Source organism: Glutamicibacter sp. GQ173, from assembly GCF_059759215.1.
The window spans coordinates 20,832-33,629 of the sequence record NZ_JCAXDT010000010.1; the positions used below are offsets into that span (position 1 = coordinate 20,832).

Annotated in this window: 11 protein-coding genes; 3 read left to right on the forward strand and 8 right to left on the reverse strand. The window is 59.3% G+C overall.

The window, feature by feature from the left end:
- Window positions 1-17: 17 nt before the first annotated feature.
- On the reverse strand, window positions 18-1,799 hold the full coding sequence (locus tag AC6CHO_RS15375) for an acetyl/propionyl/methylcrotonyl-CoA carboxylase subunit alpha (protein WP_498216367.1): 1,782 nt from the start codon (window positions 1,797-1,799) through the stop codon (window positions 18-20).
- A 215-nt stretch (window positions 1,800-2,014) separates the two neighbouring features.
- Here AC6CHO_RS15375 and AC6CHO_RS15380 point away from each other — a divergent pair, with 215 nt between their 5' ends.
- Entirely contained in the window at window positions 2,015-2,440 is a 426-nt protein-coding gene (locus tag AC6CHO_RS15380) for a hypothetical protein (protein ID WP_498216254.1), read from the forward strand.
- Window positions 2,441-2,443: 3 nt separating this feature from the next.
- Here the strand turns inward: AC6CHO_RS15380 and AC6CHO_RS15385 are convergent, their stop codons facing one another.
- Entirely contained in the window at window positions 2,444-2,962 is a 519-nt protein-coding gene (locus tag AC6CHO_RS15385) for a CGNR zinc finger domain-containing protein (protein ID WP_146277860.1), read from the reverse strand.
- 25 nt (window positions 2,963-2,987) lie between these two features.
- Here AC6CHO_RS15385 and AC6CHO_RS15390 point away from each other — a divergent pair, with 25 nt between their 5' ends.
- The gene (locus AC6CHO_RS15390; RefSeq protein ID WP_498216256.1) at window positions 2,988-3,191 is read left to right on the forward strand and encodes a hypothetical protein; all 204 of its coding nucleotides are present in this window, start codon (window positions 2,988-2,990) and stop codon (window positions 3,189-3,191) included.
- A gap of 30 nt (window positions 3,192-3,221) precedes the next feature.
- Here the strand turns inward: AC6CHO_RS15390 and AC6CHO_RS15395 are convergent, their stop codons facing one another.
- The 5 genes from AC6CHO_RS15395 to AC6CHO_RS15415 all read right to left on the reverse strand — a co-directional run bounded on the left by AC6CHO_RS15395 (window position 3,222) and on the right by AC6CHO_RS15415 (window position 10,292).
- Window positions 3,222-3,863 carry a Maf family protein gene (locus AC6CHO_RS15395; protein WP_498216258.1) on the reverse strand — a complete coding sequence of 214 codons (642 nt, stop codon included), beginning with the start codon at window positions 3,861-3,863 and terminating at the stop codon, window positions 3,222-3,224.
- Window positions 3,860-7,363: an MMPL family transporter gene (locus AC6CHO_RS15400; RefSeq protein ID WP_498216260.1), complete on the reverse strand. Its 3,504-nt coding sequence runs from the start codon at window positions 7,361-7,363 to the stop codon at window positions 3,860-3,862. The genes AC6CHO_RS15395 and AC6CHO_RS15400 overlap by 4 nt, the downstream gene beginning before the upstream one ends.
- A 4-nt stretch (window positions 7,364-7,367) precedes the next feature.
- The gene (locus tag AC6CHO_RS15405) at window positions 7,368-8,045 is read right to left on the reverse strand and encodes a TetR/AcrR family transcriptional regulator (protein WP_498216261.1); all 678 of its coding nucleotides are present in this window, start codon (window positions 8,043-8,045) and stop codon (window positions 7,368-7,370) included.
- 131 nt (window positions 8,046-8,176) lie between these two features.
- Window positions 8,177-9,556 carry a dicarboxylate/amino acid:cation symporter gene (locus AC6CHO_RS15410; RefSeq protein ID WP_498216262.1) on the reverse strand — a complete coding sequence of 460 codons (1,380 nt, stop codon included), beginning with the start codon at window positions 9,554-9,556 and terminating at the stop codon, window positions 8,177-8,179.
- 256 nt (window positions 9,557-9,812) lie between these two features.
- Entirely contained in the window at window positions 9,813-10,292 is a 480-nt protein-coding gene (locus AC6CHO_RS15415) for a DUF2975 domain-containing protein (RefSeq protein WP_498216264.1), read from the reverse strand.
- 195 nt (window positions 10,293-10,487) lie between these two features.
- On the opposite strand from AC6CHO_RS15415, the gene AC6CHO_RS15420 reads away from it, so the two are divergent.
- Window positions 10,488-10,877 carry a VOC family protein gene (locus AC6CHO_RS15420; protein ID WP_498216266.1) on the forward strand — a complete coding sequence of 130 codons (390 nt, stop codon included), beginning with the start codon at window positions 10,488-10,490 and terminating at the stop codon, window positions 10,875-10,877.
- 45 nt (window positions 10,878-10,922) lie between these two features.
- On the opposite strand, the gene AC6CHO_RS15425 is transcribed toward AC6CHO_RS15420, so the two are convergent.
- A complete protein-coding gene (locus AC6CHO_RS15425; protein ID WP_498216268.1) occupies window positions 10,923-12,590 on the reverse strand; it encodes a DUF885 domain-containing protein in 1,668 nt (555 codons plus the stop codon).
- Between the last annotated feature and the right edge of the window lie 208 nt (window positions 12,591-12,798).

The window sequence follows — 12,798 nt, forward strand, 5'->3', positions numbered from 1 at the left end:
GCTTTTGGTGAAGGCCTCTAGCTGGCTTCGTCGATCGTGGCGATCACAGCGCCCGAGGACAGGGTCTCGCCGGCAGCTACTGCCAATCCGTTGACCACGCCATCGCGGTGGGCGGTGATTGGCTGTTCCATCTTCATGGCTTCCAGCACGACAATCAGGTCGCCCTCGGCAACTTCAGTGCCGTTTTCCACGGCCACCTTGACGATGGTGCCCTGCATTGGCGAGCGCAGCTCGGCGCTGTTGGCGCTGGAGCCTGCAGCAGCCTTGCGGCTGGATTTGCGCTTCTTCTTGCCCGCAGCGCGTTCCGCGCCATTGGAGGACATCGAGCCCAGGGACGACGGCAGAGTCACTTCCAAGCGCTTGCCATCAACCTCAACGGTGACGCTGGTGCGCTCGTTGTCCTCGGCCTCAGTCTCTGCCCCTGGCATCGGGTGAGGTGCAATGGCGGTATTGAATTCGGTTTCGATCCAGCGAGTGTGGACCTTGAAGGGGCCCTCGGCAGGAACAAAAGCCGGGTCGCTCATCACGGCCCGGTGGAATGGCAGAACGGTGGCCATGCCTTCGATCTGGAATTCTTCCAGCGCGCGGCGCGCACGCGCGGCAGCGACCTCGCGGGTGCTGCCGGTAACGATCAGCTTGGAGATCATCGAGTCGAAGTTCCCCGAGACGCTTTCGCCCTGCTCGATCCCGGAGTCAACTCGAACGCCTGGACCGGAAGGCAGATTCATCTTGGTGATGGTGCCCGGGGTTGGCATGAAGTTGCGACCGGCATCCTCGCCGTTGATGCGGAATTCGAAGGAGTGGCCACGAACTTCTGGATCGGTGTAGCCGAGTTCTTCGCCGCGGGCGATGCGGAACTGCTCGCGGACCAGGTCCAGCCCGGTGACTTCCTCGGACACCGGGTGCTCCACCTGCAGGCGGGTGTTGACCTCAAGGAAGGAAATCACGCCGTCCTGGCCCACCAGGAACTCGCAGGTGCCAGCGCCCGTGTACTTGGCTTCGCGCAGGATCGCCTTGGAAGCCTCGTAGAGGCGGGTGATCTGCTCTTCGCTCAAGAATGGCGCTGGTGCTTCTTCAACCAGCTTCTGGTTGCGGCGCTGCAGCGAGCAGTCTCGGGTGGAGACGACCACGACATTGCCGTGCGCGTCCGCGAGGCACTGGGTTTCCACGTGGCGTGGTGCATCCAGGAAGCGTTCGATGAAGCATTCGCCGCGGCCGAAGGCGGCCACTGCTTCGCGAACTGCGGAGTCATAGAGCTCGCCGATTTCTTCGCGGTTGCGAACGACCTTGATGCCGCGCCCGCCGCCACCGTAGGCGGCCTTGATAGCCAGTGGCAGGCCATGCTCATCGGCGAAGGTGTAGACCTCTTCCGCCGAAGCCACCGGATCCTTGGTTCCAGGGACCAGGGGAGCGCCAACCTTTTCGGCAATGTGGCGGGCCTTGACCTTGTCGCCCAGCTGGTCGATGGACTGCGGCGATGGGCCGATCCAGGTCAGGCCAGCGTCGATCACGGCCTGGGCGAATTCGGCGTTTTCCGAGAGGAAGCCGTAGCCCGGGTGGATGGCGTCTGCGCCGGAGCGCTCTGCGGCATCCAGGATTTTCTCAATGCGAAGGTACGACTCGGCGGCGGTGGTGCCTCCCAGTGCGTAGGCTTCGTCAGCCAAACGCACATGCAGTGCATCGCGGTCGGAGTCAGCGTAGACCGCTACGGACTCGATTCCTTCATCGCGTGCGGCACGGATAATGCGCACTGCAATCTCGCCGCGGTTGGCGATTAGCACCTTCGTCAATGGATTCATCATGAACCTTGTCTTCAAAAATAGGGTTTCTCACCTAGGAGCCTATCGTTTTTGTGGGAACTATATGTAGTTAAGCGGTCAAACCCGGGTGTTTGCTGGAAAAGTTTGGAGGAATCCTACAAAATATCTGCGTCGATCTTCCACGGCTACCGGCTCTCGCGCGAATGCATCCTCTGGATTAGGGTGGAAGCTAGCCTCCAGTAAAGGACTTGCAAGTGAAACGTCGAATGCTCATGGCCCTACCGCTCATCTTCGGCGTTTTGCTGCCGATCACCGCTTGTTCCCAGACCTTGGGCATTCCGGCTGTGAACAGGCCGGCCGGCGAAGCCGATCAATGGCCTGGTGCTGATGAGCAGCTGGAGGGCCTGGATGCCGGGTCGGTGAGGCTGCTTTTATCCCAAGGCAGTGCAGATTACTTTGCCGTGACCTCGGCCGATCAACTGACCGCTTGCCTGTATAAGTTCGAGGAGGATTCCAGCCAGGGGAGCATCGGCGGTTGCGGTGCAACCGGTGGCTCCGATGTCATTGTTGAGGTGAGTACGCCGAAGACCAATATGATGCTGGTGCGCTCGGGGGCGGATACCGCAGAACTGGAACAGGCAGGCTGGATGCGCATCCACGAAAACATCGTGGTTTTGTAGAAGCTAGAGCTGCCGATTTCGATGCCGCCGCACCGCGGCCCTGTTGGCGCAACGCACTGAGCAGTAGCGCTGGCGGCCGTTGCGAGTCACGTCCACCACTACTTGGGTGCAGGGTTCCGCCTCGCATCGACGCAGCCGCTGCATGCCGCGGGTGGTCAGATGCAAGGCCGTGCCCACGGCGATGACTGATCGCAAGACCTGCGGCAAGCTCTGCCCGTCATCGCGATAATGCAGATGCCAGCCTTCACCGTCGTGATCCACCATGCGGGGGTATGCCGAGGCGCGGGCCATCTGCCGGTTCAGCAGTTCGGCACGCTGCTCGTCCGTTGGCGCGTCCACGATGCGCAGCCAGTCATCGATCACCTCTCGGGTTTCGCCATGGTCGTTGCGCCGTTCGGGAAAAGGCATGGTCATGCCCACGTCCCTGGTGCGTTGCTCAATCTCATCGCGATCGCCAGGCCAATTATTGGCCAAGGATGCAGCGAGGAGCACCGCATATTCTCCGTAAGGGTTGAGTTGCATAAGGACATTACATCATGCTGATTTCATGACCACGACAAAATGCATTTCCATGACCGGGCAGACGGTTTTATCCGGCGAACATGAACACAGCTGGGAAATCCAATCAAGCCACAACACCTCGACCGGAATCGTCCACTATCTGCAGTGCCGGCAGTGCAACACCCACCAGATGCGCCAGCTTGGCTTCAGCCTGGAGGCAACTTTGTCCAGCAAAGAAGTGCGCGCCTAGGAACTAGGTTCCCAGGCGCGCTACCAGCGGCTATTTCCAGAGGTCCACGATGCTGACTCCGGCCTGGGCCAGCAGGCTGCGAAGAACAAAAACGTCCAGGCCCACGACGTTCTGGAAGTTGCCTTCTATGGACTCGATGAAGGCGGCAGCCAGGCCATCGATGGTAAATGCCCCGGCGCAGGGCAACGGCTCCCCGCTGGCGACGTAGGCCTCGATCTCGGCATCGCTGACGGTGGAGAAATGAACCACCGTGGAGGAGACCTGGCCTCGAGCCTGTTCCGGATTGGCCGTGTCAATCAGCCAATGTCCCGAATGCAGCACGCCGGTCGAGCCGCTCAACTGCTTCCAGCGTTCGCGGGCCACCTGCTCGGTATGAGGCTTGCCGTAGGCGACGCCGTCGAGCTCGAAGACCGAATCGCAACCGAGCACCATCGTCCCGGCAGGATGCCCGGCGCGGGCGACATCTTCAGCCTTGGCGCGGGCCAGCAGCTGGGCTGTCTGCGCAGGGGACTGCTGGCCGTGCTGGGCAATAGCCGTGGCCAGCACTGCATCCTCATCCACCGCCGAAACCTGGGTGGAGAATTGCAGGCCCGCGTCGGTGAGCACTTTTTTGCGTCCCCACGAGGCGGAGGCCAGTACTAGCCGGGCGGGAGTCCGGGTCTGCGTGCTCATACGGTGGCGTTCTCCTTGGTGTAATCCTGGTCGTAGTCATCGTCAGAGGCTGATTCCTCGGAATCAAGCAGCTCATTCAACTTCGATCCTTCCACATCAACGTCCGGAAGAATCCTATCCAGCCACTTCGGCAGGTACCAGGCCTTGTCTCCCAGCAGATGCATCACTGCCGGGATCAGAGTCATGCGGATGATGAACGCATCGAAGAGCACGCCGAAGGCCAACGCGAAGCCCAGCGGTCGGATCATGGCCAGGTGCGAGAAGACGAATCCGGCAAAGACCGAAATCATGATCAACGCCGCCGCGGTGACTACCGGGGCCGCCATGGAGAATCCGGAGCGGACCGCATCCTTTGCTGGCTCGCCATGCGCGTAGCGTTCGCGCATCGCCGACACGAGGAATACCTGGTAGTCCATCGCCAGGCCGAAGAGGATGCCGGTGAGCAGGATCGGCAGGAAGCTGAGCAGCGGTCCAGGAACATTGACGTCGAAGAAGCCGGAGAACCAGCCGAATTGGTAAACCATGACGCTCGCGCCAAAGGCTGCTGCCAGGGACAACAGGAAGCCGCCAGTGGCCAGCAAGGGAACGACGATCGAGCGGAAGACCAGCAACAGCAGGATCAGCGACAGGCCAACCACAATGCTCAGGTAGGGCACCAGCGCGGCCGTAACCTTCTCGGAGACATCAATCTGGGCAGCAACCTGGCCGGTTACGGCGATGTCTGCTCCGGTGGCCTCGGAGAACTCCGAGTAATCTTCACGCAATTGGTGAACCAGGGCTTCGGTCTGTTCCGAGGACGGGCCATCTGTTGGGATGACCTGAATCGCTGACAGCCGGTGGTTCTCAGTCAAGGCGACCGGGATCGCGGCAACCACGCCGTCATAGTCGCGAAGCTTGTCGGCGACATCCAGCGCCTTGGACTCAGCTTGGCGCTTGGTCAGGTTCTCGGGCAGATCAGCCAGGACCAGCAACGGCCCGTTGTAGCCGGCGCCGAACTTGTCACTGGTCTGTTCAAAGGCCTGGAAAGCCTGCGAGTCCGCAGGTTCCGCGCTGCCATCAGGCAGGGCGGTACGCATCTGGGTCGCCGGGAGCGCAATGGCTCCAAGAACAATGACCACCAGCAAGGTCACCGGTACAGCCACCTTGGTCACCATGCGCACCCAACGGGCCGAGAATGGTTCCTTGATGACCGGGTTCTCCACCAACGCTGCAGCCTTGCGGCGGGCGCGCTTGGAAACCAGCCGGCTGCCGGCCAGCGACAACAATGCTGGCAGGAGGGTGATGTTCAACAGCACCGAGCAGAAGACGGTGAAGGCTGCCGAGAGGCCCAGCACGGTCAAGAATGGAAGGCCCGGCACAGCCAGCGCAGCCAAGGCGATGATCACGGTCAAGCCGGCAAAGACCACCGCGTTGCCGCTGGTGCCCACGGAGCGCGCGATCGATTCGCCCACGTCCATTCCGGCTAGCAACTGAGTGCGGTGCCGGTGGATGATGAACAACGCATAGTCGATACCCACGGCAAGGCCAAGCATCAGCGCCAGGGCCGGGGTAATCGAGGCCATGTCGATCAGCGATGAGAAGGCCATGGTGGTCCCCACACCGGCTCCCACGCCCAGCAGGGCCAAGAGCAGCGGCAAGCCGGCGGCAATCAACGTGCCGAGCATGACCACCAGAACGATAGCGGCGATCACCACGCCAATGATTTCCGATGAGCCAAAGACCTGGGACATGTCTTGCATGATCTCTTTGGAGAAGAGGACTTCGACCCCATTGGCTTGCGGGCCGGCGGCAATGGCCTTGATCTGCTCGCGGTCAGCGGGCGTCAGCGCATCGGTCTGAATCTTGAAACTCACTTGCGAGACAGCGGTGCTCTGGTCTTCGGAGACAAATCGCATGTCGGAGTTGGCCCCTACCTGGCGCGCAGCAAACTGCAACTCAGCATGGGCAGCTTCCAGGTCCTTCTGGCCCTTTTCAACGTCCTTTTGGGCCTGTTCCAGCTCGGCGGTTTTTTCCTTGATGGTTGTTTCGCCGGCTTCGAGCTTCTCCTTGGCCTTGGCCAAGTCGGCCTTGCCCTTGAGGAATTCGGCCTTCTTCTGATCGAATTCCTTCTGCCCGGCATTCAGCTGTGCTCGTCCGGCATCCAGTTCGGCTTGGCCTTGAGCCAGCTTGGCCTTGTTGGCATCAATCTCCGACCTCGCCTGGTCCAGCTGTTTCTTGGCGCTGGCGAGCTGCGTTTTAGCTGCGCTGAGCTTGCTGCTGTTGGCTTTCAGCTCCTTGCGACCGGAATCTACCTGGGCTTGGCCATCATCAAGCTTCTTGCGCGCAGCATCCAGCTGCTTCAACCCGGCCTCGCCCTGGGCGATCTTCGCCAGAGCGGCTGTGGCCTGGTCCTTGCCGGCTTGGGCTTTCGAGAGTCCAGCTTCGGCCGTGGCCTTGCCCTTTTCTGCTTCGGCCAGAGAGGTCTTGAGCTGGTTCAGGGTTTTGGTGTAATCAGCTACGGCTTGTTCATTACCATCGGCTTTTGCTTGTTCAATGGCCTGTTCGGTGGACTGGATCTGCGGGCCCAACGCGGCTATGGCAGATTCTGCCTGGGCGATCCCGGCCTTGGCCTGCGCCATGCCGTCCTCTGCTTCATTCAGGCCAGTCGTCGCCTTGGCCTTGCCCGAGGCAAGCGAGGACTCAAATTCCGAGCGAGATGCCCCGCCAAGCAATTGCTGCATGCCGGATTTGTACTCTTGCTCTCCGCTGGTGATTTCCTTTTGCGCAGCATCAAGCTTTTGCTCACCGGCGTTGTATTGAGCCTGGCCGGAGTCGTAGGTCTTCTTGCCTGACTTGTACTTGGCAAGGCCATCGTTGTACTTGGCTTCGCCGGCAGTCAGCTGCGAGGCGCCCGAGTCAAGCTTCTTCTGGCCGGCATCCAGCTGTGCGCCGCTGTCGGCCAGCTTCTTTTCGCCAGCTGCTATCTGCGGCTCGGCATCCTTGATCTTCTTCTCGCCGTCAAAGTACTGGGCCCAACCGTTGGTCAGGTCCTTGCGGCCGTCTTCGAGCTGGACCTTGCCGTCAGCAATCTGCTTTTTGGCATCATCGAGTTTCTTCTGGCCATCAACCAGTTTCTTCTCATTCTTGTCGATTTCTGGTTGCGCCTTATCGAGCTGCTTTTGCAGGTCGAACGGGCTCATTGCATCGACAACCTGCGGATGCAAGGAAAGCTGTTCCAGCGCTTCGGCGATGGACTTCTGCTGTCCTTCGCTCAGTGCCTTGTCGGTGCTCTCGTGGAAGACGATCGACCCTGAACCACCGGCCAGATCCGGGAGTTCTTCCTTCATGCGGTCCAGTGTGCGCTGGGTTTCCGTGCCAGGAAGCGTGAACGTATTTGAAAGCTGTCCCATGAACAAGCTGGCACAAACGCCGATGAAGATGAATGCCGCGAGCCACATCGAAATGACTCGCAAACGGTGGCGGTGCGCCCATCGTGCCAGGCGGTAAAGGATTGATGCCATGAGCTTAGATGTCCTTCGAGGTGCTAGTGCAGGTGTTGGTCAGCGGGAAATGGTTGAAGCCTAGTTCCAGGGTGTGCATGGCCTTTGTGACCAGCGTGTGGAAGGTGGCAAGCAGTTCTGGCGAGATGTCCATGCTCTGGTTTTGATTGGCTGGGATGTGTTCCATCCATTCATCAAAGGCGGCTTGGCCGGCTCCCAGAAGCGCATGGGTGAGGACCCGGATGGAGAAGCTGTCGGCTTGGGGATATCTGTGCCCAAGCTTCTCAAGAACGTCCATGGTGGCTTGCTGCCACTCGTTCACGTTCGCTGTGATGCAGCCATTGGCGTCATTCCCAATGACGTAAGCGCCAAAGTGCGCCACCTGGCCTAGCTGCTGTGTAACTTCATCTGATTTCAGCGCTTGGATGATCGACTCAAGCAGCGGAATCGAATTGGAAGCCATGCCCATGGACTCCACCATGGAGTCGAGCACCTGATGCAGGGGATAGGAATAGATGGCATCCACAGTGGGGAAGTAGTTGAACAGGGTGCGCCGTGAAATCCCCGCGGCGTCGGCGATTTGGTGAGCTGTCAGCGCGGAATCGGCGCCTTGGCGCAAAAGCTGCGCAACGGCGTCGACGATGGCCTGTTTTGTCGCCCGTTTATTTTGTTCTCGGCGGGTACCGGTGCTGAGAGAAGTCACATACTTACACTACGTGCAAACTTGCACGCTGTGCAAGTTGCTGTTTTCTTGCCGCCGGGATTCGCTGGTGCAGTTAAACAAGCAGGCGCCCGAGCCAAGGAGCTCGGACGCCTGCTGGCCTTGAGTCAAGGCTACTGAGCGGTGGCAGGTTCCGCGATTGAATCTTCTGCCAACGCTGACTCGTCGGCAAATGGGTTGCCATTGCGAGGGGCGTTGTACATGTCCAGATCCAAAATGCCTTCGCGCTTGGCCACAATGGTTGGAACCAGCGCCTGTCCGGCAACGTTCACCGCGGTGCGACCCATGTCGATGATCGGGTCAACGGCCATCAATAGGCCAACACCGGCAAGTGGCAGGCCCAGGGTGGAGAGCGTCAGCGTCAGCATGACGACAGCACCGGTGGTGCCAGCGGTAGCTGCGGAGCCGAGCACCGAAACGATAGCGATCAAGACGTAGTCGGTGATGCTCAGATCAATGTTGAAGAACTGGGCGACAAATACGGCCGAAACCGCCGGGTAGATTGCTGCGCAGCCATCCATCTTCGTGGTGGCTCCCAGTGGAACGGCAAACGAAGCGTATCCCGAAGGAACACCCAGGTTTCGTTCGGTCACTCGCTGGGTGAGCGGCAGGGTGCCGATGGAGGAGCGGGAAACGAAGCCCAGCTGAACAGCTGGCCAAACGCCGGAGAAGTACTGCTTGATCGACAGGCCGTGGCTGCGTACCAGGACCGGGTACAAGGCAAAGAGAACCAGTGCCAGGCCAACGTAGATGGCCACGGTGAACTTGCCCAGCGCGCCAATGGTGTCCCAGCCGTAGGTGGCCACTGCGTTGCCGATCAGGCCAACGGTGCCGATAGGGGCAACACGGATGATCCACCAAAGGACCTTCTGGATAATAGCCAGGGCCGAGGCAGAGAATGCCAGGAATGGTTCGGCGGCCTTGCCGACCTTCAGGGCCGCGACGCCAACAGCGATGGCGACCACGAGGATCTGCAATACGTTGAAGCTGACCGACGTCGTGGCTGCTCCGTCGTCAAGCGACGTGCTGGCACCGAGGCCAAGGAAATTCGAAGGAACCAGGCCGGTCAAGAATCCGAGCCAGTCGCCGGTCTTGCCTTCATAGTCCGCTGGAGCTTCCTGCCCGGTATTTGCTCCGGGCTGGAAAACAACACCCAGAATCATGCCAATGGTTACCGAGACCAGTGCGGTAATGCCGAACCACAGGAGAGTCTGCCAGGCTAGCCGGGCTGCATTGGTGACCTTCGAAAGGTTGGCAATGGAAGCTACTACCGCAAAGAAAATCAGCGGGATGACAGCAGTGCGCAGCAATGAAACGTAGCTGGATCCAATAATCGAAAGGGCGCGGCCCAAGCCATTGGGTTCTTCGGCGGTGCTGCCGGTGTACTTGGCTACGAGTCCCAGGATGAGACCTGCAATCAGCGCGGCAATGATTTGCGGCCCGAAGCTGGTCATCCAACGGGGAAGTTTAGATGAAGGTGCGGCGTTTGACATGCTTTCAAGGCTAGGCGGGGTTTCACCGCCGAGCGCAGTCGATGTTACGCAAAATGACAAATCTGGCCCGAATGTGTTTTTGCCCACCGAATTGGCGCTGGGCAGCGGTGGATTTCAGTGATATTCCGCAAAGAATCGTCATGTCCGGTCGCCAACAAAAAACGTTCTGGCGAACAGCGTCAAGATGCGGTCCTGCGCTTCAAGTGGATTATCGGGTGCAACATATGGCATACGGCTTGCGGCACCGGTTGTGCAATCAGGCCGGCTTCGATGACTGCGCGTCAAGCTTGGTTGCCGAAACCAGGAGTCCGCGCATGACCAGCATGAGCAAGGCCAAGGCAGCCATGATCACCGCGCCGCCAGCAACCGCCAGCACCACGCCCGGTCCGCCAGCCTTGATGACATTCAAGAGATGGAACCCCAGTGCCATCACCAGAAGGCTGGTCGTTGTGGTGGACCAGATGAATGTATCGACCCATGGCAGTGCCTGCCGGGAGAAAATTTCCTGTTTCTGAACTTTATTCAGCAGTGCCCAGATTGCAACGAAGGAAACCTGAAAGCATGCGATGCCCAAGGTGACGACCCATCTGTATGGCGTAGCCAGGGTGGAGGCCTCTGGGTGCTGAGCTACGACTTCGCCGATGTAAATAGGGAGCACAAGAAGCTGAACGAGCACCGATCCGCAGATCATGATGGCTAGGGCTATTCGAAGCAAGGGGATTGCGAAACTAGACATGCATTGATTCTCAATCAATTTCTATCGTTTTTCAATAGACAATCATGCAAGTCCCATTTGTGCTCCTCCCGCTAAAACCCGGACCCGAGTCCCACTTGACCTTCGGAATTGATATGGAAGAGTTGGACATGGTCGCAAGTAATCCAATTGGCGGCGCCGCTAGCGGCTAGGCAACAACTTAAAGGACTTTTGCCAATGCGTGTATACATCACCAGCGTTTTTGTCTCCGACCAAGAGAAAGCCAAAGAGTTCTATACCAGCGTTCTAGGTTTTAAGGTCAAGCACGACATCCCCATGGGTCCCTTCAGCTGGCTGACACTTGTTTCACCCGAGGAAGAAGGCGGAACGGAGCTTCTGCTTGAGCCGGCTGAACACCGAGCCGTTGCCCCGTATCGCGAAGCGCTAAAAGCCGACGGGATCCCGGTGACGTCCTTTGCAGTTGATGATGTCCAGGCTGAATACGAGCGCCTGATCGGCTTGGGAGTGGAATTCACCCAGAACCCTACCGAGGCTGGCCCGGTCACTGTCGCTACATTCGACGATACCTGTGGCAACCTGATCCAGATTTCCAGCTACCAGGGATGAAAAACTGGGCCCGATGTGAGTCGGGCCCAGTTTTTGCCATCCGGGTTATTTCAGCAGTGCGCGCTTGAGTGTATCCAAGCCAACCGATCCCAATTTCAGGGCAGCGGTGTGGAAATCCTTGAGCGAGAAGGCATCGCCTTCCGTGGCTGCGTACTCATCGCGGATTTGTTCCCACAGCCTCTGGCCAATTTTGTATGAGGGGGCCTGCCCCGGCCAGCCCAGATAGCGGTTGTATTCGAAGTCCAGCTGGCCCTTGGAAAGATCCAGGTTCCGCTCCAGGAATTCGTAGCCCTTCACTGCGTCCCAGGCGCCTTTGCCCCACTGGGGCGGCATCTGCAATCCGAGGTGCACGCCGATATCAAAAACAACTCGAGCTGCGCGCAGGCGCTGTGCATCGAGCATTCCCATGTAGTCGCCCGGGTCATCGAGATAGCCGAGCTGGTGCATGAGCCGTTCTGAATACAGCGCCCACCCTTCGCCTTGGCCCGAAACCCAGCACATCAACCGGCGCCAGCTGTTCAAGGTCGCGGCTTGCAGCTGTGCCGTGCCAATCTGCAAGTGATGTCCTGGCACGCCTTCGTGGTACACCGTGGTCAGCTCGGCCCAAGTGGTGAACTGGTCCTCTCCTGGTGGCACTGACCACCACATGCGCCCGGGACGGGTGAAATCCTCGGACGGTCCGGTGTAGTAGACCCCTCCGTCCTGAGTCGGGGCGATCATGCATTCGATGCGGTCCATCGGCGCCGGGATTTCGAAGTGCGTTCCCGCTAAATCGGCGATGGCCTGGTTGGCCTTGCCTTGCATCCACTCGCGCAAGGCATCGGTGCCGTTGAGCTTCCGGGCCGGATCCTCGTTCAGTACGCGCTTCGCCTCGTCGATGGTCGAGCCCGGCTTGATTTGCTGGGCGACACGCTGCTGTTCAGCGATGATGCCATCGAGCTCGGCAATGCCCCAGGCGTAGGTCTCTTCCAAGTCGACGGTTGCGCCAAGGAATCGCCGTGACATGAGGGCATAGTATTCGCGCCCCACTGCGTCTTGTTCCGGGGCCTGAAGCAGAAGCTCGGCATCCAGATATTCGGCTAAACGGCGATAGGCGCGTTTCGAGCCTTCGGAACCGCGTTCCAGGCGCTGGGCCAAGGCGGGGTCAACGGCACTGCCAGCGACAGCGAGCTGATCAAAGAATCCGCCGTCCTTGGCGTAGTCAATCGATTGGGTGGTGACAATCCGGACCTGACGCTTGGCGGGAACCATCGAGTTGGCTGCCGAATCACGCAATGATGCAATATATCCGTCAATGGCTGCCGGCAGGTTTTCGAGCCGCTGGGCGATAAAGGCGAAATCCTCCGCTGACTCTTGAGGCATCAAATCGATGATCGAGCGGATCTCCTGGGCCGGGCTGGCAATGTTATTCAATTCCGTGCGGCCGGTGAACAGGATTTCCAATTCGAGCCCGAGGCGCTCAGTCATGGCATCGAGGGTGACCTCGTCCACGGAATCAACGGGTACGGCATTGGCCAGGGAACTGAGGGTGTCGCTCAGGAGCCGGATCTGCCCGGTGGTGCCAGCGGGGGAGTAATCGCCATAGGCGGATTCATAGCCGGGAAGGCCAAGGGAGACACCCCATTCAGGGGTGAGCTCGAGGCTTTTGCAGTAGAACTCTTCGGCGATTTTGTCGATCGCTGATGGTTCGCGGTGCGGTGCGGAAGATGTCATGTAGCTAAGAGTAGTTGATATGAAAGATTTGTTGAAGAGTTTTGCCGTGGAACCCCCAAACCTGGATATCCGCAGGTTCCGTTAAAATATTTCGTGAGCGAACGGCCTAGTCACCCGCATGGGGAGAAGTCACCATGGCGCGCTTTTTATCGCATCGATAGAATTGGGTGGCGTTGACTATGCAATCGGTGATTAAAAGCCATCAGCC